This is a genomic window from Microcoleus sp. N9_A2 (assembly GCF_036701775.1).
Classification (GTDB): domain Bacteria; phylum Cyanobacteriota; class Cyanobacteriia; order Cyanobacteriales; family Microcoleaceae; genus Microcoleus.
On sequence record NZ_JAUBRH010000019.1, the window covers coordinates 1 to 25,812 of the forward strand.

Annotated in this window: 17 protein-coding genes and 1 CRISPR repeat array (1 of these 18 only partly in view); of the genes, 12 read left to right on the top strand and 5 right to left on the bottom strand. The window is 44.0% G+C overall.

Annotated elements, in window-relative coordinates; genetic code table 11:
• Positions 1-96: 96 nt before the first annotated feature.
• Both QUA44_RS13935 and QUA44_RS13940 read right to left on the bottom strand, forming a co-directional pair.
• A complete protein-coding gene (locus QUA44_RS13935; RefSeq protein WP_333251917.1) occupies positions 97-1,533 on the bottom strand; it encodes a DUF2079 domain-containing protein in 1,437 nt (478 codons plus the stop codon).
• 9 nt (positions 1,534-1,542) lie between these two features.
• Entirely contained in the window at positions 1,543-3,126 is a 1,584-nt protein-coding gene (locus QUA44_RS13940; RefSeq protein ID WP_333251976.1) for a DUF2079 domain-containing protein, read from the bottom strand.
• A 127-nt stretch (positions 3,127-3,253) separates the two neighbouring features.
• Here QUA44_RS13940 and dxr point away from each other — a divergent pair, with 127 nt between their 5' ends.
• A complete protein-coding gene (gene dxr / locus QUA44_RS13945; RefSeq protein ID WP_333251918.1) occupies positions 3,254-4,444 on the top strand; it encodes a 1-deoxy-D-xylulose-5-phosphate reductoisomerase in 1,191 nt (396 codons plus the stop codon).
• Positions 4,445-4,799: 355 nt separating this feature from the next.
• Here dxr and QUA44_RS13950 read toward each other — a convergent pair whose 3' ends face one another.
• On the bottom strand, positions 4,800-5,312 hold the full coding sequence (locus QUA44_RS13950) for a phosphoribosyltransferase family protein (RefSeq protein ID WP_333251919.1): 513 nt from the start codon (positions 5,310-5,312) through the stop codon (positions 4,800-4,802).
• A gap of 54 nt (positions 5,313-5,366) precedes the next feature.
• Here QUA44_RS13950 and QUA44_RS13955 point away from each other — a divergent pair, with 54 nt between their 5' ends.
• The gene (locus QUA44_RS13955) at positions 5,367-6,116 is read left to right on the top strand and encodes a pentapeptide repeat-containing protein (protein ID WP_333251920.1); all 750 of its coding nucleotides are present in this window, start codon (positions 5,367-5,369) and stop codon (positions 6,114-6,116) included.
• Positions 6,117-6,443: 327 nt separating this feature from the next.
• On the opposite strand, the gene QUA44_RS13960 is transcribed toward QUA44_RS13955, so the two are convergent.
• Positions 6,444-6,644 carry a hypothetical protein gene (locus QUA44_RS13960; RefSeq protein WP_041622289.1) on the bottom strand — a complete coding sequence of 67 codons (201 nt, stop codon included), beginning with the start codon at positions 6,642-6,644 and terminating at the stop codon, positions 6,444-6,446.
• A 709-nt stretch (positions 6,645-7,353) separates the two neighbouring features.
• A complete protein-coding gene (locus QUA44_RS13965; protein WP_333251921.1) occupies positions 7,354-7,551 on the bottom strand; it encodes a hypothetical protein in 198 nt (65 codons plus the stop codon).
• A 1,560-nt stretch (positions 7,552-9,111) separates the two neighbouring features.
• Between QUA44_RS13965 and QUA44_RS13970 the strand changes: the two genes are divergently transcribed.
• From QUA44_RS13970 to QUA44_RS14015, 10 genes are all read left to right on the top strand, one after another.
• On the top strand, positions 9,112-9,291 hold the full coding sequence (locus tag QUA44_RS13970; protein ID WP_333251922.1) for a hypothetical protein: 180 nt from the start codon (positions 9,112-9,114) through the stop codon (positions 9,289-9,291).
• A gap of 1,482 nt (positions 9,292-10,773) precedes the next feature.
• The gene (locus QUA44_RS13975) at positions 10,774-11,637 is read left to right on the top strand and encodes a calcium-binding protein (RefSeq protein WP_333251923.1); all 864 of its coding nucleotides are present in this window, start codon (positions 10,774-10,776) and stop codon (positions 11,635-11,637) included.
• A gap of 277 nt (positions 11,638-11,914) precedes the next feature.
• Positions 11,915-14,746: a tetratricopeptide repeat protein gene (locus QUA44_RS13980; protein WP_333251924.1), complete on the top strand. Its 2,832-nt coding sequence runs from the start codon at positions 11,915-11,917 to the stop codon at positions 14,744-14,746.
• Between the two features lie 24 nt (positions 14,747-14,770).
• On the top strand, positions 14,771-18,862 hold the full coding sequence (locus QUA44_RS13985) for a tetratricopeptide repeat protein (RefSeq protein ID WP_333251925.1): 4,092 nt from the start codon (positions 14,771-14,773) through the stop codon (positions 18,860-18,862).
• Complete coding sequence (locus QUA44_RS13990; RefSeq protein ID WP_333251926.1) at positions 18,855-20,663, top strand: tetratricopeptide repeat protein; 1,809 nt, start codon at positions 18,855-18,857, stop codon at positions 20,661-20,663. Before QUA44_RS13985 ends, QUA44_RS13990 begins: the two co-directional genes overlap by 8 nt.
• Before the next feature lie 298 nt (positions 20,664-20,961).
• Positions 20,962-21,696 (top strand): glutathione peroxidase, encoded by a 735-nt coding sequence (locus tag QUA44_RS13995; protein ID WP_333251928.1) that lies wholly within the window; start codon positions 20,962-20,964, stop codon positions 21,694-21,696.
• A gap of 199 nt (positions 21,697-21,895) precedes the next feature.
• Positions 21,896-22,867, top strand: coding sequence for a sodium-dependent bicarbonate transport family permease (locus QUA44_RS14000; RefSeq protein WP_333251929.1), 972 nt, complete (start codon positions 21,896-21,898; stop codon positions 22,865-22,867).
• 1 nt (position 22,868) lies between these two features.
• Positions 22,869-23,180, top strand: coding sequence for a P-II family nitrogen regulator (locus QUA44_RS14005; RefSeq protein WP_223300725.1), 312 nt, complete (start codon positions 22,869-22,871; stop codon positions 23,178-23,180).
• Positions 23,181-23,659: 479 nt separating this feature from the next.
• A complete protein-coding gene (gap, locus tag QUA44_RS14010) occupies positions 23,660-24,691 on the top strand; it encodes a type I glyceraldehyde-3-phosphate dehydrogenase (protein WP_333251930.1) in 1,032 nt (343 codons plus the stop codon).
• 222 nt (positions 24,692-24,913) lie between these two features.
• On the top strand, positions 24,914-25,279 hold the full coding sequence (locus tag QUA44_RS14015; protein WP_333251977.1) for a DUF1823 family protein: 366 nt from the start codon (positions 24,914-24,916) through the stop codon (positions 25,277-25,279).
• A 275-nt stretch (positions 25,280-25,554) separates the two neighbouring features.
• Positions 25,555-25,812: direct repeats of the CRISPR family, unit length 37 nt; unit sequence GCCGGAAAACCCATAAAACCCTATTAGGGATTGAAAC (it continues 6,642 nt past the right edge of the window).

Here is a 25,812-nt window from a genome sequence, read left to right on the forward strand (position 1 = left end):
GTTGACTGTTGACTGTTGACTGTTGACTGTTGACTGTTGACTGTTGACTGTTGACTGTTGACTGTTGACTGTTGACTTATGAGTGATGACTGCTGACTAATCACTCTTGGTAAATAGGTATATGTCGTCTCGCTTATATTTGAGTTGAAAATGAGGGTTATTTTTTAGTTTAGTTATGAGGTTTTCCACAAAAGCTCGATCGCTCATCCAGCCAGGATATTTGAGGTTCAGCAATACATAATCAAATTCTGCGAGATTTGCCGGCGGTGCGTTAGCCAGAGTTAATTTTACTACAGGGCGGTGCGCTAAGTGCGGAGCAATCTGAGCACTTGTTAAAACACTGCCTTTGGTTTCAACAAGAGAAATTGCTTCTCTGGTAGCGGGCAAAGTGTCGAACCCATTTAAATAAATAGTCCAAAAATAGCCGTATTTCGCTAAAGCTAAGAAAGCAATCAACGACCAAATTACAATGACTCTAGGCAATGGATAATTAGGAATTGACAATCTATCAAATATTGTCTTTCCCTTTTGCTGATTGCTAGCTGCTAAACTGGAAATTACGGCAACCAACAAAAACGGCAATATCGGCACAGAATATTGATGAATTAAATCCCGTTGAGCGGGGATATCCGAAAGAATATTCATCGCCAACATCGGCACAGCACTAATTAAAGATGACAGATTACGCGGGGACAGCCACCAAATTACAGGTAATAACAATAACGCTAAATATTCAAAAGTCTCTAAAGAAAACAAACGCCCTAAAACTAGATTGGGTTTCACTATTAAATTAATAACAATTTCCAAAACCGAGTTTCCCAAATATTGATATCGCCCGATTCCCGCGTGTTCTCTTCCCTGATTAAAATACGGTATAACTGCCTGAGTAGCTACTAGGAACCAACCCGCGCCTAGAAAAAGAGCTATGAACCCACAAGTGCGTTTTTTGTCAAAACACAACAGCCACAAACCCATCGCAGCCACAGTTAAAGATAGCACGGCTTTGCAGCTCAAAACTAATACAATCGCAGCACAAAACCACAAGGTTTTATTCAGCCTAGCCGCTAAAATTGCTGCTAGCAGTGCTGGTAAAGCAATTACTTCTGGGTGGAAGTCGAAGAGATTGACATTAAATACTGCGGGATAAAGCAGATATACGGCTGAAATTGCAATTGCTTTTTGTTCGTTTAATCCGGCTTGACGTGCCAAACTCCAACTCGGCCAAGCGCCTAAAGCTAGGGCAACAGCTTGCACTAAAAAAAGCCAGTGAACATCTGGATATATTTTGTAAAGTAAAGCTAGTGGATAGAAAATAAAAGCGGCGTGATCACCCCAAATATTTATTGCCATTAAAGAGGAAAATGGCGTTTGATTTTGGGAGATTAAATAAATTGCTTGGTCAAAAATTGCTAAGTCGAATGCAGTTGACTGAAACAAAGCGTGCCGCGTGCTGCTGGCGACAAATAAGACTATCGTTGTCACAACAATCATTAAAAATACTGGATGAGATTTTAGGGATTTTAAAGTTAGCATTTTAGTGGTTTAATCAGCCCTTCGTTTAAATAGCAGGACTTCGTTTTTTTGATAAGTTAATTTAAAATCTGGAGAGTTTTTTAGTTGATTTGCTAAGGTATCACCAATTTTTTCAGTATCAGGCCAGGGATGGCGCAGGTTTAATAATATGTATTGAAATTCAGCTAAATTTGTTTGGGGCGAAATTTGTGACAGCAATTTTACTATTGGGCGGTGGGTAAAGTGAGGGGCAAGTCTATTATCTGTTAAAATACTGCTTTGCGGTTGAACTTGTGCGACTGCTTCGCGTGTAGCTTGCCAGGTATCTAGTCTATTTAGGTACAGATAAAAATCTTTATATTCGCCCACACATAGGAAAATTAGTAGTGACCAAATTATCATGATTCTCGGCAATTGAATTCCCTGCCAAAGTTGAGAAATTTGGAAGTTTTTAAATTGTGGCAGATTGCTCCATGTTAAAAAATGTTGTTTATTTGCTTTATCCTCTTCCTTGTTGCCTTTTATTTCTTCCCTGTTCCTTGTTTCTTCTTTCGCGATAACTGCTAAAAATAAGAATGGAATTACAGGTACTGAATACTGATAGGCTAAGCTGCGTTGAAAGGACAAGTCAGAGAGGATATTGATCAGCAGGGTAGGGAGGGCTGGAATTAGCGCGGTTAAATATTTGAGGCGTAGTTTGCCCGAAAATGGCAATAGCACCCATATCACAGGTAAGGTGAGGAGAAATAAATATTTGAATGTATCGAATGAAAGGATTTTTCCTAATACTAACTGTGGTTTTAATATGAGATTGATGATAATTTCTAGTACGGATTTGCCTAAATAGCTGTAGCGCCCGACTCCAGCGACTTCGCTGCCGCTAAAGAAGGGGATGATTTTCTGGGAAGCTATCAAAAACCAAGCTGCACCGAGCAAAAGTGCGATCGCCCCGTACCGTTGCTTTTTTTCACAAAAAAACAGCCACAAACCCATAGCAACAACGGTTAGGGACAAAACCGCCTTGCAACTGAGAACTAACACAATAGCGGTACAAAACCACACAATTTTATTTAAACGCGCCGCCAAAACTGCTGCCAAAAGTGCGGGTAAAGCGATTACTTCCGGATGAAAATCAAATAAATTGATGTTAAATACCACCGGATAGAGCAAATAAATCAATGCGATCGCACGGGATTGTTCTTGATTTAAACCTGCCAAACGCGCTAAACTCCAGGTAGGCCAAGCCCCCAAGGATAAAGCAACTGCTTGTACCAACAGCAGCCAATGCACATCCGGGGAAATTTTGTACAGCCAAGCTAGCGGATAATAGATTACCGCTGCGTGATCGCCCAAAATATGAATCCCCATTAAAGAAGAAAAAGGCGTTTGGTTTTGGCTGATCAAGTAAATTGCTTGGTCAAAAATTCCCAAATCGAAAGCAGTTGATTGGAATAAAGCGTGCCGTAAACTGCTACACAAAAAGAAAATTGTCGCAGCAGTAGCGATCGCCCAAACCAAACTCGACGGTAGCTGTGATCGACCTTCTTCTATATTTTCGGCGATCGAGACACTGATCTCCTCACTGTCATCAACAAAATTTTCCCTATTCTCCATGAAATCTGGCACTAGCTGATCGGTCAAAATATAATGCCATCGAATGTGCTTGCCGCGCAATAGTTAACCGCTAATTTTAGTTCCCGCAATCGTAATATTAGAATAATCCACAAAACATTAAAAAATTGTGAAAGCAATAACTCTTCTCGGCTCCACAGGCTCCATCGGCACTCAAACTCTGGATATTGTAGCTCAATACCCCGATCAATTTCGGATTGTCGGGTTAACTGCAGGACGAAATGTAACGTTGCTGGCCCAGCAAATTCGCCAGTTTCGACCGGAAATTGTCGCAATTTGCGACGAAGATCAATTACAGGAATTGAAGGAGGCGATCGCAGATCTCGACCCTCAACCTATTTTACTTGCTGGCGAGTCAGGCGTTGTCGAAGTTGCCAAATATGGCGACGCTCAAGCCGTCGTCACCGGCATAGTTGGCTGTGCCGGTTTGCTGCCAACAATTGCGGCTATCAAAGCAGGCAAAGATATCGCCTTAGCCAATAAAGAAACATTAATCGCAGGGGGCCCCGTTGTCAACCCCTTAATCGAAAAATACGGCGTTAAAATATTGCCTGCTGACTCGGAACATTCAGCAATTTTTCAGTGTCTCCAAGGTGTTATGGTTGGCGGGTTGCGGCGAATTATTCTCACGGCTTCGGGGGGTTCTTTTCGAGATTTGCCGATCGACAAATTAGCCGCAGTAACAGTAGCCGATGCTTTGAAACATCCGAATTGGTCGATGGGGCAGAAAATCACGATCGATTCTGCTACTTTGATGAATAAAGGATTAGAAGTAATTGAGGCTCATTACTTGTTCGGAATGGATTATGACGACATTGATATTGTCATCCATCCTCAGAGCATAATTCACTCGTTAATTGAGCTGCAAGATACCTCGGTTTTGGCGCAATTGGGATGGCCGGATATGCGATTGCCGCTGCTTTACGCTTTGTCTTGGCCGGAGCGAATTCATACAGATTGGGAACGGCTGGATTTGGTAAAAGCTGGGGATTTAACTTTCCGAGAACCAGACCACGAAAAGTATCCTTGTATGCAGTTGGCTTATGCGGCGGGACGTGCGGGCGGTTCGATGCCGGCGGTGCTGAATGCGGCAAACGAACAGGCTGTAGCGCTATTTTTGGAGGAAAAAATTCAGTTTTTGGATATTCCGAAGTTGATTGAGAAGGCGTGCGACAAACATCAAGCTGATAACTGTAAAAGTCCGGCTTTAGATGATATTTTGGCGGCAGATCGGTGGGCGAGGCAGGAAGTTTTGGCAGAGAGTATGGAATTGGGCGATCGCATTCTTTCGGTTCGCTAATTGTATCAGCAGACTTGCACTTACCCACAAGCCTGCCGGGGAATTAATTCCCCGTCTCATAGCTAAATTTGGTTGTAACTGAGATATTGCACCATTGTCAATTACCTGTTTAGAACGGGCAAGATGCCCGTTCCACAATAAAATTGAGTTTGGTGGAACAGGCATCTTGCCTGTTGCTGACAATGCTACAATATCTCAGTTGAAACCGACTGCCCAACCTTGATAAATATCCAGTCCTTTTTGAGAGGACTTTAGCTATGAGACAGGGGTTTTTAACCCCTGGCGGACTATTCCAAAAAGTGCAAAATATCGGCAAACCCTATAAAAAATTGACCAGACTTTAGTCTTTTATAGACTAACTCCCAACTTTCGCTGCCAAATCAGCCGCACTCATTTTTTCGTACATTTCAAAAGGTTGGTGAATCCAAGGATTGTCAGCCAAATAATCTACATAATAATCCGGCTTTGCAACAGAACAAGCCTTGTACCAGAGTACAGCAGTCCGAATTTCCTGAATATCCTCGCCGTAGCGACTATTGAGCCAAGCGATACCTTGCTCTAAACTAATTCCCGAGTCCACCAAATCGTCAACTAGCAGAATCTGGCTGCCCAAATTATCGCCCACCATTGTCAAATCGCGGGCAAACTCGATCGCACCCCGGACATTTCCCTCGGCCCCACCATAGGACGAGGCAGCTAAAATCGCCAGAGGTTTGTCGAAAATCCGCGACAGAGTATCTCCAACCCGCAGCCCTCCCCTCGCCAGACAGACAATGCGATCGAATTTCCATTGAGATTCCTCAATTTTTACAGCCAAATCCTCAATTTTCCGATGGTACTCAGGCCAAGAAACGTAAAGGTCACTCATTCCTAATATTATTGAAATATCAAAGGTATTATTAATTATTTTGGGGAAAATGACATGGATGCAGATGAACTTCTCAAACGGTATGCAGCCGGAGAACGGGTTTTTCACAAAGTAGACCTGAGCGGTGCCCATCTGTCAAGGACAAATTTGCGCGATATTGACCTGAGTCACGCTAATTTAAAAGGTGCAAATTCGATCGGTCTCACCCTCTACAGAGCTAATCTGTATCAAGCAGATATCAGCCAAGCCAACCTCTCCCAAGCCAACCTCATGTCCGCTAATTTTGGCGAATGCGAGGCGGTAGGAGCGAACTTGAGCGGAGCCATCTTGCGGAGTGTCGTCTTCAGCGGGGCTGATTTAACGGGGGCGAGTCTCAGGGGTGCAGACATGAGAGATGCAAACCTTCAGGGAGCAATTTTGATTCAAGTTTATGCAGTTAACGCTAACTTGCAAGGTGCAAACTTGACAGAAGTAAAGCTTTGCGAAATCAACCTCAGTAAAGCAAATTTAACCGATGCAAACTTAACACAAGCTGACCTCAGCCGTGCTAACCTAACTCAAGCAAATCTGAGTTGGGCAAATTTGACGGAAGCAAATCTGGAAAAAGCTGATTTGAAGGGAGCCGATTTGAGCGGAGCTAACTTGAGCTGTGCAAATCTCCATCAAGCAGATTTGAGCGGAGTTTCCCTTAAGGGAGCAAATCTCCGGGGAGCAAACCTGCATCAAGCTTCTTTGCGCGGGACAAATTTGAATGAAGCGAATCTCAGAGAGGCCATGATGCCTGACGGCACAATCTCTGAGTAAATAAGCTGAGAAAATAGAAGTTAAAACCGCAGGGTGCCTGTGGTGCACCCTACATTTAGGCTAATGCCTGATTTTTTTAAGGGGATTTAATTCTGCGTTAATCTCATGCGCCCAAAAATCGAGAGAAGCCCCGGACTCGTGTTGTGGAGAGGCAAAAATTTTAGAGTCTTGTTCAAGCTCCCAGATTCATCTGTGGAGTAAGTCTAAAGTCTCAAATTGTTCGAGTGAGCGGGACTCCACGGTTCGACTGAGCGCTTGCGGAAGTCTAAAATCCAAAATTGACTGACAGTTCATTTAAATAGAGTGGCAAAAAAAATTGGCGATAATTTAATCTACAACCTTCAGCCAGCCCCGGCGAACGGCGTGGAGCAAGCGGTTGATGGCTGTTTGATCTTCTTCGGTAAGACAGTCATTTAATAGGGCTGTCTTGAGCTGTTGTCGGTGAGTGGGAGTCAGCAGACCGGAGTGATATACCTGAAAGACTAGCTCTGCAATAGTAAATTGAGGTAAAAGCGTTTGGGTTTTCATCATCTGTTTTGTTTTTGAACTCACTTTTGACAGTATTGACTGATTTTTCCAAAATTTATGTGATTCAACTACGGGAGTAAATGTGATCGATTGGCTCTTGATGAGTGATTTGTGTCAGCCGAACTTGGGGATCGGATATTTCCTCGATCGCCCTGCTACTTGAAACACAAACCCCGTCCCGATTCCTCGCTTCTGGCAACTCCGAAATCTCTACTTTTTGTCAAGAGGCTGTGACAAATTTTTTAATATTTATCTATTAATATATTACTAATGACTGCTAGCTAAATCGCTTGGCTTAATTCAAGGTAAAACTTTTAGCGTGTTAAGAAGCCTGCTTTTACCTACATTTACCTAGTTTCTTAGTATGGTCTTTGTTCCGTGGATATACTTAATGGCCGCCCAAAAACAGATACAAGTTTTCGACAGGATCGGGCATCCGCCCCAAATTTTAAGCTCTAGTTCAAGCTCTCACATTCATCTGTGAAGTCAATCTAAAATCTAAAATCTAAAATCTAAAATCTAAAATCGACTGACTGCTTAAAATCAAAAATCCCGGCTTCTTCAAGAAACCGGGTCGAGCTTTTCGATCGCAGTACAATTTTTTTTGGAGAGGGTTAATGGAGCGACCTACTCACGAAAATCTTATTCTTGGCAAAGCTTGACAGGAGAGAAAGTAGAAATACTCATCTCAACTTCTTGTGTGAGGGGACTAATCGGAAATCCTGACCCATCCGCGGCGGGTGGCGTGCAGCAGGCGGTTGACTGCATCTCTGGCGTCTTCGCTGAGAGCGCTTTGGCAGAGTTCGCGCAGTCCGTGGCTTTGAGTGCGAGTCAGATTGCCTGAATGAGTAACTTGATAGAACAGTTCAGCGATCGCGCGATCATATTTTAAAGTCAGAGCTTGCATGAAATCTCGTTGAACTCGACTATTATAATATCGAGCATTTGAGAAAAGAGTAGCGTGAGTTAAATCACAGAAAACCAAAGACCTCGATCGCATAAGCTATGATTGGGGTGGTAGCCTCAAGGTTTGACAAAACCTCGAAAAGCCCTAAACGAAAGGCTTTGAGTTCCCAAGACCGCCGAGCAGCGGGAGTAAGTCCGCTCTACATCGCATACTCTGGACTTGGATAGCTGTGAAACTTTGGGTTTTAGACACTTGCAGCTTGCAGCTCAGGGCATAAAGTTGCGATCGGCGAGCCACGGCCTGAGATACAATAATTATAAATACTTCTATCCCATCTATAGGCTGGCAGGTAAAAAAATGATAATGATTAGCTACTTTTCGATTGCCTTAATCGTTTTTCTTGTTTGGTTCAAAAGTTTTTGGAATGATACAGCGACATCTAAAAAAGACGTGATATCTTGGATAGCCTTAATAATGGGGCCTCTGTTTTGGCCTGTTGTTCTGCCCCTATCCCTTTTGCAAATTACCAGCAAAAAGTCTGTTGTAAAAACAGCTCAATGCGAGCAAGAATTATAATAAATTGTGGAAGTAACTGGCTTCAACACAGTCGCTTATCTCGTCCTAAATTATTCGGCGTGCATCGCTCCTGGCAGCGAGTAATTTATTTTGTTTCATTGTAAAAAAAATCAGCGAGAAGGTAGAATCCAAAAAAATCTGAATCCTAAAACAGTATTTTTTTTACCAATATAAAATTTTGCCTTCTGCTTTTTGAACCCGCCCAAAAACGGATACAATTTTCCGACAGGAGTTGGCCGCAGCCCAAAACTTTAGGCTTTTGTTCAAGCTCTCAGATTCATCTATCGAATACAATCTCAAATCTCAAATCGTTCAACTGAGCGAGATTGACTGAGCGCTAGCCGAATGTCTCACCCCGAAGTCTCCAATCGAATGACGCCTACTTTTCTTCTGTCAAATCGTGATTTAAGGGTGCGGCTCAGTCAAAATTGTCAGACTCAAATTATCGGACAGCGACCACAACATTTTTTACCCAAAAATTATCTGCCACCTCAACCAAGCTCAAAATTAATATGTAATTTAACATGGCCTGTTGCTTGCAAAAATATAACTTCAGACATATTTTCGCCTGCCGTTGACCAACTTAAGAATTTTTATACTTCCGGCGGCGACGTACCATTATATCGAAGGTGGGAAAATCCTGGCTGTTGAAAAACAGCTAGGATCTTTGCTATGTAACCTTTTCCAGCTCCCTTTCTTCAAATCGTAGCAGCTCTAAATAGGAAAATGTAGAGTTCGTTTGCGCCCAAATAGCCTAACTCTTACCGCAGTTAGATAGACAATTCCAGGCAGAGACTGCAATATGAAATAGGCAACAAAAACTGTTTTAAATCGCAAGTACGACTTATTTTGGGCGATCGGGCCTCATGAGTTTATAACGCGAGCCAGCTAAATTTTTAGAGGTGCGAGATGTTTGGGAACTTCTAAAAAAAAGTGCCGTCACGGTATCCAAATTTGTTATTTGCATAAAAAGTAGGAGTCAAAATGAACGAAGTATCTGAGAAACCAATTTATAGAGTTCTTAATCTATTGTCCCTGCTAGCGCTGAGCTACTATGCAGCTACTTCCATCAATTATATTTTCGAGAGTGACGCTCACATCTACAGTTACGACAGCCAGAGTAATTCCAACGCGTCACCAGCGCAACTAGAAGCACACCGCTAGGAATAAATAGTAGAGATTTTCTCTGAATTAATGCCGAACCAAATTTCGGATAATTTGCTAATCGTTAATGATCAGCTCGAAGTTAACAACAATTAGTAAACAACTATTGGCTAAAAAGTTAATACTTTAACTCACAGGTATTAGCCATCGAATGTACCACAAAAATTAACTATTTAATTAGTTCTCAAAAGAGACCAGAGTGATGAAAGGATGGCCAAGCATTTTCATCATTAAGAGCATTAAGCTGTGGAGCATTTAAACCATTAACGATTCAGGTAAGGTGCGTCAGCTAGAACACTAACTATATATGGGAAACGCTGATTTATGGACGCACCCTACTATCCTCCTTTAAATGCCAAACAGCTTAATAGCTTTACTAATCGCTTCATCAAGAACATTTGAAGGTGGATCTCCTTCAGAACGGAAAATCGATTGGATTTTTGCCCAATACAACTCGATGGGAGACAAATCCGGCGAGTAGGCAGGTAAGAATTTTACTTGGGAGCCGATAGATACATCAAAAAATTGATGGCTTTAGCATTATTAACAGGTAAATTCTTCATAACTACAATTGCGCCAACCCATAACTGGGGCAGGATTCGCCAGCCGCCAAAAATTTTATATCCTAGTTCCAGTTCCCAGATTCATCTCTGGAGTAAATCTAAAATCTAAAATCTAGTTACAGTACCGTCACAACTCTACCGGCCCACCGTTCATCCCAACTTCACCAAAAGACGATCACTGCATTGTCAGATTGTCCGGATGGATGCGGCTCATGGTTGAAATGACGGATTGTGGTTGAAAAACTGGGTTTTTTAGCCAAAATCCTACATTGAGCGTGAGGGATTTGGCTGGAAATATCAAGGTGATGAGGCTCAAAAGTCCGTCCGGGAGCGGGTTGGGACGCACTTTTGATTGAATCCGGCCTGTAGCGTGCACGGGCTTGCTGTGAAAGCCAGCTAAAAAATTTTGATTTCTGGGGAACTATTGGCGAAAATCAAAAGTCAGGTCAGGTACAGTGTACTTAAAAGAAATCGCAGCTCAGTTCCAGCCCCATTGCGGGCGATCGAACTTCCGGGCGATCGACATTTGGTCACGACTGCGGTGCAACTTCTCAATCTTGAGAGCATACTCCGATTAAAAATGGTTTATGTGTATTTCCCGGCTATTGTTTGAAAAAGGACTAGCCGCACCCAGTATCGGTATGGTAAACTCACAAACGTTTAACTGGAATATTTTCGTGTTAGAGGAGGCAGTGGTGGAGTCGAGAGTCAAAAGCAGGAAACAACCGAGATTTGCTGCTCAACGAATACAGGATTCAACTCGCGCTCCCAGGCTCGCTGCTGACAATTTAAATTACATGACAGCTTATAGCAGCCGGGTAAATTAGGGTCTCAACCGATGTCCGGTTTCATTTATTGAATCCCTTTGGAGGGAAAAGTGTATTGTAGAAAAATGATTGATCTTTTAGGAGGAGTGTAAATGACACAGGTAACTAATCCAACACAGCCAGCAAGTTCACTACCAGGTGGTGGTGGTGGCGGCGGCTCAACCGTTATCGGCATCACCGGCGCCAACAGGTTGAACGGCAGCTCCGGTGATGACATCATCCTGACTTTTGGAAATGCAGATGTCATCGCTGCTGGCGGTGGCAACGACCTGATTATTACCGGAGGCGGAAATGACAGTATCGGCGGCGGCGACGGCAACGATAATATCTTTGCAGGCAGTGGCGCTGATGCGGTAGCTGGCGGGACTGGCGATGACCGGATCTTTGCCGGTAAAGGGGATGACCTCGTTGATGGCGGTGATGGCAATGACTTGGTTTCTGGCGACAACGGCAACGACACCGTACTCGGCGGATCTGGGAGCGATACAGTCTTTGGCGGTCGGGGCAACGATGTTGTCGGCGGCGGCGATGGCAACGACGTTCTCTACGGCGGTAAAGATAACGATACTGTCGATGGTGGCTCTGGCAATGACTTTATCTCTGGCGACAGAGGCAGCGATGTCTTGACCGGCGGTGCTGGCAGCGATACGTTCTACTTCTTCTCCAGCGGTGGCGATTATGGCGTAGATACGATCACTGACTTTACCCCAGGCGAAGATAAGATCCGCTTGAAGCAGGGCGGTGTGTTCTCTGGTTTGGGTACCAGCTTCGAGGCAAGCGAGTTTGTCGTCGTTTCTGGTTTCAACGCAGCTACTCCAGGAGCAGCCACGAGCAACAAGTTGGTCTACGACCCAACAAGCGGTGCGCTGTTCTTCAACGGCAGCAACGGAGTGCTACAGGTTGCTCAGTTGCAGACTGGCCTGACGATTACCTCGAACAACTTCGAGTTGTTCTAAAACAACTGGCTGTTGTGGGGCAGCACCGGATAAGATTCGGGGCTGTTCTCACAAAGCTGGTAGTTTTAAAGGATTTCAACCTCACTCTGCCACAAGCGGGGTGAGGTTGAAATATTCAATGCAGGAACTGAGGCAAGGGCAGTTAAAAAAAATCGATCGACAGTTATTGATAAAATTAATCGCTCGCCCGATCGGGCAAAATATAAATAGAAAATTTTTAAATTAAAATTTCTAGGTTTTACTGAAGCGGTAAAGAAACCGCAACTGCTGGCTAGCAATGAGCACTGAAGAATATATTCGGCAAGCCCAAATTTATTTGAACCGGGGGAAGTTAACTGAGGCGATCGATTTTTGCAAAAGGGCGATCGAACTTCAACCGTTTTCGCCCTCGGCTTACACGACTTTAGGCACAATTCTCGAAGCTCAAGGCGATCCGACGGCGGCAAGAGACGCTTTTGTGCAAGCTTTGGAGATTTCGCCGCAGTTTTTTCTGGCTCATGCTTATTTGGGTCAACTTTACAGTGACTATGCGTGGCTGGATGAGGCGGTTTTTCACTACGGGCAAGCTCTGGATTTGAAACCAGACTGGCCGGAGTTACATTATAACTTGGGAAATGTTTTTCACAAGCAGGGTAATTTGTTGGGGGCGATCGAGTCTTACCGAAATGCGATCGCCAAAAAACCGGATTATCTCGATGCTTTATACAATCTGGCTGTGCTTTTAGATGAAAATAGTCAGCTCGAAGCGGCAATGGATGCCTACCGACAGGTGATGGCTCTGAAGCCGGATTACGTGGAAGCTTACAGCAATTTGGGTGTGATTTTGCTCAAGGACGATCGCGCTGCTGAGGCGATCGAGGTTTACCAGCGGGCGATGGAGATTAAGCCGGATTGGGCGACGCTGCACAATAATTTGGGTCAAGCCTTGCTGGACAAAAGTCCGGAAAGGGCGATTGCATCTTACCTCACAGCTATTGAGTTGGAGCCGGACATGGTTTTGGCTCACTACAATCTGGGGAAAGCGTGGCAATTGCAGGGGGAACATTCGGCGGCGGTTGCTTGTTTCGATCGCGCGATCGAGATCAATTCCGACTATATTTCGGGCTATACAGACGCCGGGTTTTCTTTGATGGTTTTGGGCAAAATTGCGGAAGCCATGCCTTATTTTGAGCGGGCGATAGCTCTGAAGCCTGATTTTGTTGAGGCTTACTGCCGCTTGGGAGAAAGGCGCAGAGTTGCTGCTGTAGAAGATGATGAATTGTCAAGGGCGATCGCTGCGTGCGATCGATTTCTCACAGCATTGATGGGAAGTTCGGCAACGGATTTTGTAGCGGATGTAACGGATGTCACGGATGTCACGGATGTCACGGATTTAACAGATTTAAAAGTAAATAAAAAAGATGGTGCGGCTAGATATTTGTCAAGTGCAGCTTGCGAATTACCAATTGCTGAAATCTGCGATAATTTAACAGAAATTTACTTGCATTTGGGAAATGCTTTAACAGAGTACGGCGGACACGAATCGGCCGCCACTTATTATCAAAAAGCTTTGCAAATTCAGCCACAAAATGCAGAGATTTACTGGCGGGTGGGAAATTCCTTAGCCCAGCAAGAGCGGATAATTGCAGCAATTGCAGTTTACCGCATGGCGTTGACAATTCAACCTGCTTTACCGCAGGTTTATTTTGAGTTGGCAAAACTGCTGGAAAAACAGGGCCGCTGGGAACGGGCGATAGATTATTATCAAAAAGTTTTAGAGTTGCAATTGCACGGGTATGGGGAGCCGAAAAACTGGAAAAAAAAGAGCTTTATATTGCGAGATAGCACTTCTATAAAACCTCCTCACGGTATTTATTTATCGAGCTGGGATTGGCTGGTTAATGCTAAGTTGGATGCTGACAATTATGTGGAAATATTTTGGGAATTTGCACCCAAAGCAAGTGCAGAAAATATTCCGAATTCCCAATTTGCGATCGCCAATTCCAAATTGGAAAATTCCGAGTGTGCCGGTTTAACTTGCGGGCTGTGTTTGCAGCGACTTTCTAAGTGGTTCGATCCGGTGCATTTGGGTTGGGGAGTTTGCCGTTTGTCCAACTCGCAACCGCTACCTGTGGAGTCGCCCAAGACTTTTGTGGCGGCAATTCCCAACGGGCGAGTTTGGATTGTGCCGCAGGAAAATTATTGGCTGATTTGCAAGGCGATCGCTGTAATTACTCCTGACAATTATTTGTTGGCTGATGTGTCGAGAGATTATCCGGGGTTTTTACCTGGATGTGAAAAGCATGATGTTAGAAAACACAGCGTTTTTCAGTTAGAATCGTTTCCCGGTTTAAAGCAAATTGACGGCAGCGTGGCAGTGCTTTCTGGTTTGTCGGGAAATGTCTATTTTCACTGGATGGTTGATGTTTTGCCGAGGATAGAATTGCTGCGGCACAGCGGTAGGGATTTGGCGGAGATTGATTGGTTTTTGGTGAATAGTTGTCAGCACCAATTTCAGCGGGAAAGTCTGAGAATTTTGGGCATTCCCGAAGAAAAAGTCTTGGAGAGCGATCGCTTGCCTCACATACAAGCAACCGAGTTGATTGTGCCGTCTTTTGCGGGATATTTGGGCTGGCCTTCTGGGTGGGCGATGGATTTTTTGAGGCGCGAGTTTCTCAAGGGAATTCTACCTAGTTCCAGCTATCCAAAACGGATTTATATCAGCCGCAGCAAAGCAAGATACCGCCGAGTTTTGAACGAGGAAGATGTGGTGGAGGTTTTGGATAAATTTGGCTTTGTTTCTATTTTGCCTGAGTCGATGTCTTTGGCAGAGCAAATTGCTCATTTTTACCACGCTGAGGTGATAGTCGCGGCCCACGGCAGCGGCTTGACAAATACGATTTTTAGTCGCCAGGGAACTAAAGTAATTGAGTTGGTGTCGCCTCACTATATCAGCCATTATTACTGGGGAATCAGTCAATATTTGCAGTTGGAACATTACTTTTTAACGGGTGAGGCTTTTGAATGCTATCCTATTAGACAGTTGATGTATCAGAATTCGCTGACTGAGGATATTTTGGTGAACTTGAGTTCGCTGAAAAGGATGGTTGAAGTGGTGGGTTTGGGTTAGTTGGTGTCTGGAGCAAGTTTAATTATGCCCTCGATTGAGAAGATGGAAAAGGCAGCGGTTGATTTGAGTCGGCAAGCAGAAGTTTATTTAGCCGAAGGAAGGTTAAATGAGGCAGTTGCTGCTTGCGAGTTAGCGTTGAAAATTGAACCGAATTTGGCGACAGCTTGCCAGACGCTGGGAAAGGTGATGCAGGTTCGAGGTGAAATCGAGCAAGCTAAGCAGTGGTATGAAAGCGCGATCGATCGCAATCCAAATTTGCCGGAAGTTTATGCTAATCTAGGCAGTCTGTATTCTCAGGGGAAACAGTGGGAAAAGGCGATCGCCAATTGTGAAAAAGCGATTTCGCTAGCGCCTAATTTTGCTGCTGTTTATCGGCAGTTGGCGAGAATTTGGACGCAGTTGGAGAAGCGAGAAGAGGCGGCAGACTGTTGGTATCAAGCTTTTAATATCGAGCCGACTTGGGCAACTGCTGACGAGCACGTCACTCTGGGAAATAGTTGTGTTGAATTGGGAAAGTGCGATCGCGCTATAGAGTGTTATTCGCGGGCAATTAAGTTAAACCCGCAACTGGCAACAGCTTATCACAATTTGGGAGAAATGTTGGTTGGTCAGAAGCGGTGGGATGAGGCGATCGCCAATTACCGACAAGCCATTGCCATCAATCCAGATTCGTTTGAATCTTACCACAGTTTGGGTAAAACTTGGGCGGAGCGAGGAGAATGCGATCGGGCGATCGCCTGTTACAACAAAAGCCTCGAACTCAATCCAAGTTATGCTCGTGCTTACGTGGGTTTAGGTAATGTTTTTGCTCAAAAACGCGACTTTGATGCAGCCATAAAATGCTACCGTCAGACTCTGGAAATCAATGATAATTCCTACTGGGCATACAATTGCTTAGGGGACGCTTTGGCTCACAAGAAACAGTGGGCTGAAGCTATTAGTTGCTACCGCAAAGCTATTGAAATAAATCAAAATATTCCTTGGTTTTATGTCAATTTGGGAATTGCTTTAACCTGCGAACAATCCTGGGATGAAGCTGTTAGCGCTTACCTGCACGCGGTTCAGATGGAGCCGAATTTGACGGGAATCAATCAGAGGTTGGGATATGTTTTGCGGAAGCGCAGCGAATCGGGTTTAGACAGCACAATCGAAACTTATTGTCAAGGTATTGCGGTACTTGCAAGCGGGAAAATTTACCACAAATTGCTGGAAATTGAGTTAGAGGGAGCGGAGTTTTATATAAATTTAGGCAATAGTTTAGCGAAACAGAAGCAGTTGGAAGGTGCGATCGTATTTTATAGTATGGCACTGCAAATTGAACCAAATGCTGCGGAAGTTGTCGCCCAACTAAATGATGTGCGAGCGAAACAACAGGAGTTATACGCACAAATTGCCGCTTACCGCCACCAAATTGCTCTCGATCCGACCAATTCTAAGCCTTACAATGATTTAGGAAATATTTTACCGCAATTAGGGGAATTAGAAGAAGCAATTATTTGCCACCAAAAAGCGGGCGAATTGAGGGGTTGGGCTGAGTGTGCGGCGAAAAATTATCAATTTACCCAAGATTGGTTTACCCACAATATTCCTATTTGGAAACGGCATTTGCAGGAATTTACCGGAATTGCGGATTTTCAAGTTGTGGAAATCGGCAGTTTTCAGGGAATGTCGGCTTGCTGGCTGCTGGATAATATTTTAACTCATCCGACGGCAAAGATTACTTGTATTGATTTGTATTTTCAACAACATTTTAAGGGCAATATTGTTAAAACGGGAGTCGCCGAAAAAGTAATTGAATTAGAAGGTTACTCTCAAGATTTGCTAGTAAACTTAGATTCAGAATTTTACGATATTGCTTACGTTGACGGCTGTCACAAACCCACCAGCGCCCTGCAAGATGCGATTTTATCTTGGAGGTTGGTGAAAGTTGGGGGATTGATGATTTTTGATGATTACGAGTTTACGTTTCCCGACAGCCCGGAGCAAGATACTAAAATTGGGATAGATGTTTTTTTAGAGATGTTTGGAAGTCAGTTAGAAGTAGTACACAAAGGCTATCAACTGATGGTCAAAAAAATCGGAAATCAAAAATTGGGCGAAGAGCAAACTCTGTTGTCTCTGGGTTGGGAAAAGTTGGGGGAGATTGCAGCAAATGCGGGTTATTTGGATGAGGCGATCGCCCGCTATCAAACAGCTATTAAAATTAAGTCGGACAACTATTTAACTTACCACAAGTTGGGTAAAACTCTGCAAGAGAAAGAACTGTTTGAGGAAGCTCGGGCCGCTTACCAACGGGCGATCGCACTCAACCCTAATTTTAGTTGGTCTTACCACTTTTTGGGGGAAACTTTGCAGGCAATTGAGGAATACGACGAAGCCGCTGCTGCTTACCGCAAAGCTATTGAGTTAAATCCCGATTTTTGTTGGAGTTACAACTATTTAGGTGATGTGCTGATGGAGCTTTCTGAGTGGGAGGAAGCTGCTGTTGCTTACCGCGAGTTAGTTGAACTAAATCCCGATTTTTGTTGGTCTTACGAGAGATTAGGTAAGGCTTTGGTTGCACTGGAAAACTTGGAAGAAGCGGCGGCGGCTTACCGCAAAGCTATTGAATTAAATCCCGATGATTGTTGGTTGTACAATAGTTTGGGGGAAATTCTGGAATTCCAAGAAAATTGGCCAGAAGCAGCAGCGGCTTTTGGTCGTGCTATTGAGCTAGAACCTGAGCATAGTTGGCTGTACAAAAAGTTGGGTGATGCACTGCGGAATCAAGGGGAAGTGGAAAGGGCGATCGCCATTTATGAAAAAGGTATCAATCTCGATCCAAAATCTTGTTGGTGTTACGAAGGATTGGGTTTGAGTTTAATTGCAAAACAGCAATGGGAACCTGCAATCACTAATTTAGTTCAAGCCCTGCAAATTCAACCCGATTTGTTTGAAGCTTACGATAATATAGGTTATGCTCTGGAACAAGAAGGAGAAGTCGAGGAGAGCGATCGGGGAGAATACAGCAATCAAATCTTACCCTTAAGTATTCTCAAAAAATACTGTGGGTTTACAGAAGATTTGATTGTTGCAGCAGAATCCAATTCGCACCTCACCTGCATTGACATCCATCCTGCGAGTCAAATCAATTTATCCGATTCCAAAACAATCGACAGCAGCCGCAGATTTTCGGAAGATCAAAGTCATTCCAGAAAAGCTTTTGTTGCCGTATTGCCAAACGGACGAGCTTGGGCGGATGTTGTGACTACCGCCGTGATTACTTCAGACAATAAACTTGTTGCTGATATTTCAATGGGTTGTGCTGAATTGGTAATCACTTCCCACAAATTGCCTCCCGCTGAACACGTCGATGGAAATGTGGCTTTTTTATCGGCTCGCTGGGGTGGAGCCTCTTATTTTCATTGGATGTTTGATGTGATGACGCGATTTGACCTTTTACAGCGAAGCGGATTAATAGAAACTATAGATAAGTTTGTTGTCAATGCCTGGGATGCTTCCTATCAAACAGAAACTTTAGATACTTTAGGAATTCCTCAAGATCAACTTTTAGAAAGTCGCTGCAATTTACACATCACAGCCGATAAATTAATAGTTCCGTCAATATCTTATAACGGATCGGGAGCGGTTTCAAAATGGAAGTGTGAATATCTCAGGCAGACATTTTTAAATGAACAACAGCCACTAAATACAGACTATTCAGAGCGAATTTATATCAGCCGCCAACAAGCATCCTATCGCCGAATTGTCAACGATGAAGAGGTAATTAAATACTTAGAACAATTTGGGTTTCGCAGTGTCAAGTTGGAAACGATGTCGGTAGCCGAACAAGCATCGTGTTTGGCTGCTGCTAAAGTAGTTGTCGCACCTCACGGAGCAGGATTGACTAATCTAGTTTTTTGCAGTCCGGGAACTAAAGTAATTGAGATTTTTTCCCCCCTTTACGTTCCGTATTGTTATTGGATGATTAGCAATTTGTGCGGTTTGGAACATTACTATTTAATTGGTGATTTGGTTAATAATGGAACTCCGACCAAACCTTTACATAAAGATATGCGGTTGGATGTGAACTCGCTGGAAAAATTACTGACTATTGCAGGAGTTTTGCATGGATAATGACTACCACGATTTGGGGAACTCCCTGCAAGAAAGCGGTCGGTTTGATGAGGCTGTTGCTGCTTACAAAAAAGCTATTGAATTAAATCCTAATTTTTCTTGGTCTTATCACAGTTTGGGCGATGTTTTGCTGAAACTTGAAAAATGGGAGGAAGCTGTCGCTGCTTACAAAAAAGCTGTTGAGTTAAATCCCGATTTTTCTTGGTCTTATCACAATCTGGGCGATGCTTTGCTGAAACTTCGGCAATGGGAACAGGCTGCTGCTGCTTACCGCTGCGAGATTGCACTTAACTCGGATTTTGCTTGGTCTTTTTGCAATTTAGGCGACGCTTTAACTAAACTAAAACAGTGGGATGAAGCTATCGCCACGTATTTAAAAGCTGTTGAAATTGAAGAAGATTTGCCGGGGATTTACGAGAAGTTTGGATACGCTCTCGGACAAACAGAGTCGGATTTAAACTTGGTTTTAGAACAATATCAATTGCAAATTACACCGGAAAATTGGGAGTTTTATTTGCAGTTAGGAGGGAATTTAGTAAAGTACGATCGCCCAAAAAGCGCAATTATTTTTTACCAACTTCTCTTGACATACGCTCCGAGTTGTGCAGAACTGTCAGCGGAATTAGAGCAGTTGTTGCAGCAGCAAGAAAAGTACGTTAGCGCATTAGCCTCATCTCGCGCAACTGTCGCCCAAAAACCGGATGATTGCTGGTCTTATTACAATTTAGGTGCTGTTCTGAGCCACCAAAAATATTGGGAGGAAGCGGCGGCGGCATTTTTTCAAGCAATAGAAATAAATCCCGATCTTCCTTGGTGGTTTTATTACAATTTGTGGGAAGTTTTTGTTAGGCAAAACAAGTTAGATGAAGTTGAGAACTTGTGCCGCGAAGTTGTTGCAGCTAAACCGGAGGCTTTTTGGCCTTATCTGAATTTGGGGGAAGCTTTGACGAGGCAAGACCGAATTGCAGAGGCGATTGATTTTTATCGAACTGTCAGTTACAAACAAAGTTTTGCATCTATTCTCAGTAAGAGAACAGGCAAGATGCCTGTTCCACAAAATTGGAACTTAAAACCAGTCAAAGTTCCTAACTTTATCATCATTGGTTCTCAGCGGTGCGGCACGACTTCTCTGTACACTTATTTATCCCAACACCCGCAAATTTTGACTCCGATTAAAAAGGAGATGGATTTTTTGTCGTGGCACTTTGAAAGAGGGATTGATTGGTATTTGGCTCATTTTCCGCCCATGCCTTCGGGAGAGCAATTTGTAACTGGTGAAGCAAGTCCGAGCTATTTTGACTATCGGGAAGCACCGGAACGGCTCTACAGCCTGTTTCCAGAGGCTAAACTGATTGTACTTTTGCGAAATCCGGTCGATCGCGCGATTTCTCATTTCTACCGCTTGAGGGAGTTAAATTGGGAAGGGCGATCGCTCGATCGAGTAATTAGCGATGAAATTGAACGCTTGAATCACAATCCAGAATACATCATCGGCGAGGAACCGGGGAATTATTTAGCTCGCGGTAGGTACATAGAATTTATCAAAAACTGGCGGACTTTCTTTCCCCGAGAACAGTTGTTAATTTTGAAAAGCGAAGATTTTTATGCAGGTGCGGCGACAACTGTCAAGCAAGTTTTAGAATTTTTAGATTTGCCGGAATATCAATTGTCTGAATACCAAAATGCTAATCCCGGTTCTTATCAGCCGGTCAATCAATCGGTTCGCGATTGGTTGAGGGATTATTTTCGACCTTACAATCAGCAGCTAGAGGAGTATTTAGGCCGAAAACTTGATTGGTAATTGGGCATTGGGCATTGGGCATTGGGCATTGGGCATTGTTAGCTGTTGACTGTTGACTGTTGACTGTTGACTGGAAAGCTCACCACAGTCAACCGTCAACTGACAACTGACAACCGTCCACAGTCAACTGACAACAGTCAACCGTCAACTGACAACCGTCAACTGACAACCGTCAACCGTCAACCGTCAACCGTCAACTGACTAAAAAAAACCCGCCTACCCTTGACAACTCATACTCGTTATGAGTACGCTAAAGGAAGCAAAGGAATTGAACCCAAGTACCCAAAAATTTAAAATCATGCTGACGAACCAAGAAGGTCAAAGAGTACCTAAAGTCACCTTTCGCACTCGCAAAGACAACGAGTGGGTCGATGTCACCACCGATGATATATTTGCAGGTAAAACCGTAGCAGTGTTTTCGCTGCCGGGAGCTTTTACTCCCACTTGTTCGTCAACGCACCTCCCCGGTTACAACGAATTGGCCAAAGTTTTCAAAGAAAACGGCGTAGATGAAATCGTTTGTATTTCCGTCAACGACACCTTTGTGATGAATGAGTGGGCCAAAGACCAAGAATCAGACAATGTGACGTTAATTCCCGACGGTAACGGCGAATTTACTCAAGGCATGGGAATGCTGGTAGACAAAACAGATTTAGGCTTTGGCAAGCGGTCTTGGCGTTATTCGATGCTGGTAAAAGATGGCTTGGTTGAAAAAATGTTTATTGAGCCTGATGAACCGGGCGACCCTTTCAAAGTGTCCGATGCCGAGACGATGCTTAACTACATCAACTCCGCAGCAACCAAGCCGAAGGTAGTGTCGCTGTTTACAAAAATGGGCTGTCCCTTCTGCGCTAAGGCTAAGGAAATGCTGAGTCAAAAGGGCTTGGATTATGAAGAAATCGTCTTGGGCCGGGATATCACAACTCGATCGCTCCGGGCTGTGACTGGGGCTACAACTGTGCCGCAAGTATTTATCGACGGCAAGTTGATCGGTGGTTCCGAAGCCCTAGAGTCTTATTTGGCAGTTGCTTAGTTAAACAACAATAGCCTGCGGGCGCGCAGTGCACACCTTACTCGTTGTACGGTGTGCACTGTGCGCCTTTGCCGTATTTGGCGGTATTTAGCCCGATCGAGCTTCGGTGTTAAAAGTTCGATCGGTCTATTTATCCATTCTCGTGCAACAATTACTGGGGAAGTAATATTAAAAACGCAAGAAATGGGAGTGAACGATCGTGGATTTGAGTTTAGTATCGTCAAATATCTTAAATCCCCCAATATTAGCTTTTTTCATGGGAATGCTGGCAATTTTTCTCAAATCTGATTTAGAAATTCCAGCGCCCATCCCCAAACTGTTTTCGCTGTACCTGCTGTTTGCGATCGGATTTAAAGGTGGCGTCGAACTATCCAAAAGCGGAATTGACCAGCAAATCGCCCTGACAATTTTGGCAGCCATGCTGATGTCAATGCTAGTACCGATTTATACTTTTTTCATACTGAGGATCAAACTCGACGCCTACAATGCCGCGGCGATCGCAGCCACCTACGGTTCCATCAGCGCCGTCACATTTATTACCGCAACCTCCTTCCTCACAGCACAGGGAATCGACTTTGACGGTTACATGGTAGCCGCGCTAGCATTAATGGAATCCCCAGCAATTATAGTTGGTCTCATTCTAGTCAGTGTATTTGGCGGGGAAGAAGGAAAACGCGAAATAGTTTGGCCAGAAGTGTTGCAAGAAGCATTCCTAAACAGTTCAGTTTTTCTGCTGATTGGCAGCCTAATTATGGGCATACTGACAGGAGAACATGGTTGGGAAGTTATGAGTCCGTTTACTCAAGACTTGTTTTACGGAGTTCTGACTTTTTTCTTGCTAGACATGGGGCTGGTTGCAGCCAGCAGAATTAAAGATTTGCAAGAAGCAGGAATTTTTCTGATCGGCTTTGCAATCCTAATTCCGATAGTCAACGCAGTAATTGCTTTGGTAATAGCCAAATTAATCGGAATGCCGCAGGGAGACACTTTGCTGTTTGCCGTGTTGTGCGCGAGTGCTTCTTATATAGCAGTACCAGCAGCCATGCGCCTAACTGTTCCCGAAGCGAATCCAAGTCTTTACATTTCAACGGCCTTAGCAGTGACATTTCCATTTAATATCATTGTTGGCATTCCCCTGTATCTATACGGAATCAATATGTTTTGGAGGTGAGATGATGGAGTCAGTCAAAAGAGTAGAAATCATAGCCCACTCAGTTGAACTCGGCAAGATTTTAGACGGTTTAGACAAAGCTGGCGTACCCGGTTATTCGGTGATTCGTGATGTCGCTGGAAAAAGCACTAGGGATCACGTTTCCCGTGATTCATCAATGACGGCGCTGGATAACATTTATGTGCTTGCTTTTTGTTCACCAGCTCAAGTTTCAGCAGTTGCAGAAAACATTAGACCAGTGCTCAATAAATTTGGTGGGTCGTGTTTTATTTCAGATGCGGTGGAATTGCTAATTACTAGATGCGTGGGGTAGTTATTAGTCATTAGTGATTGGTGATTATACCAATTCCCAAAAGTAGAGCTACATATAGATTGTACGCCAGATGTTTAGGGACACGGCAATGCCGTGTTCTTGCGCGTATCTGCGACTTTAATCCTAGGCTTCGGATTCCGACAGCCACCACGGGTGAGAATGCCCATCCGTTTTAGCTTTTCCATAAGTTTTTTATTATTACTTTAGCCGATTAAAAAAAGGCGATTTTGAAAATATTTTATGTCTATTATAGCACTTTTACAAGTTTATACTCATCAGGTATTAGCGATTAGTCAGCAGTCTTGTCAGGGTTAATTGCCCTTCCCAGCCGGGGCACTATTCAGAATTCTTAAGAGATAGAAAAGAATCAGTTGCAAAAATCCGTTAGCGTGGTAAATTCTAAGCCACAACAGGCGATCCTCTTCTAGGGCTTCGCTAACGCGCGATCGACTAACGAGATTTTCAAGAGGAGTTTAAACATGGCTGCATTAAAAGTTGGCATCAACGGATTTGGTCGCATAGGACGGCTAGTCATGCGTGCCGGCATCAAAAATCCCAACATCGAATTTGTCGGCATTAACGACTTAGTTTCGCCAGACAACCTGGCTTATCTTTTCAAATACGACTCCACCCACGGCATTTACGACGGCGAAGTTGAAAGCAAACCAGACGGGATTGTCGTTGACGGAAATTTTATCCCCTGTACAGCGATTAGAAACCCGGCAGAATTGCCTTGGGGTAAATCCGGCGCAGATTATGTTGTAGAATCTACCGGATTGTTTACAGATTTTGAAGGCGCATCAAAACACTTGACGGCGGGAGCAAAACGAGTAATACTTTCAGCACCGACAAAAGACCCGGAAAAAGTTCCAACTTTTTTAGTAGGCGTCAACCACCACAAATTTGACCCGGCAAAAGATACTGTTGTTTCCAATGCTAGCTGTACGACGAATTGTTTAGCACCAATTGCCAAAGTTATTAACGATAACTTCGGATTGGAAGAAGGTTTAATGACTACAGTTCACGCAATGACAGCTACTCAACCAACTGTAGACGGCCCCAGCCAAAAAGATTGGCGGGGAGGACGCGGTGCGGCTCAAAATATTATTCCATCTTCGACCGGTGCAGCGAAAGCTGTTACTTTGGTGTTGCCAGAATTGAAAGGAAAATTGACGGGAATGGCTTTGCGGGTGCCAACTCCCGACGTGTCTGTAGTTGACCTTACTTTCAAAACGGCGAAGGAAACTAGCTATAAAGAAATTTGCGAGGCCATGAAAAAAGCTTCGGAGGGCGAACTCAAAGACATTCTTGGATATACTGAGGATGCGGTGGTTTCGACAGATTTTCAGGGCGACGCGCGATCGAGCATTTTCGATGCAGGTGCGGGAATTGAACTGAATTCTAAGTTTTTCAAAGTTATTTCCTGGTACGACAACGAGTGGGGTTATTCTAGTCGCGTGATAGACTTAATGCTGTCGATGGCCGAGAAAGACGGAATTTTGAATAATTAATTTTTTGTGGGGTGACATTTTGGGCGGGCTCGCGTGTCCACCCCACAAATAAATTCCTATGATTTTTTGTGAACGGGCATCTTGCCCGTTTCTGACAATTATATAGCAATCTTCTTGGTAGTTAAAGCATTTTTAATTGCTGAAACAATTGGTTTCATCTTCCTTCTTTCCCAATGCCCAATGCCCAATGCCCAATGCCCAATGCCCCCTCCGTTCCTTTATATGTCTGAATTACCACCGCTGAATAACGAAACTATTTGGGCTATTCTCAATGAAGAAATCGACGATGCTGCCGTCAACCGGTTAGTTTGGCTGTATCTGGGCTACCGCTGGGATGCGGAGACTGGTAAGTGGAACAGTGCTGATGTTGCTAGGGAGTGGCGCGAAGATTATCCTGAACCGCCGGATTTTATCGATTCTAGGCCGGCGACGGTGAAATTGACGCGATCGACCCTTCCAGAAAACAAGCAGTTGCTGAAGGAAAAATTGGGGTTTAAGGGCTATAAGATTGGGGAATTCGGGCCGAGACAGACTCGCAGGGCGACGATGGCTAATTGGTTGATGGGTTTTATGGAGGCTGGGGCGTAGATGGAACTATATTTTTTGTTTAAAAGTGCGTCTGTTGGTAGGTGTAAAAATCGAGGGGTTGAATTTTTCGGCTGTAATCGAACTGCTGTAAGGGTTTGATGCCCCAATCCGGAACAAAAGGCAGACGCAATTGCTGAAACCTTTATCTAATAAGAGTTTCAAGGCACAAGTCAAAATGGGGTATTGACAGGCCGAGGCTGAAATGGTATTTTTAGTTGGTGCAGACGCAAACGAACCTTGAAAACTAAATACTGCAACGGTTTCAAATGCCAGCGGCCGGAAAACCCATAAAACCCTATTAGGGATTGAAACTACCAAATAAGCTATCTTGAATTGATTGGGAGAAGAAGGCAAGCCGGAAAACCCATAAAACCCTATTAGGGATTGAAACGTCTGAGAGTCGATCGAACCCCAGTAAACCCAAAGCTGGCCGGAAAACCCATAAAACCCTATTAGGGATTGAAACATTTTTGGATTATTGCCGTCAAGGCATCATGCTTGAGCCGGAAAACCCATAAAACCCTATTAGGGAT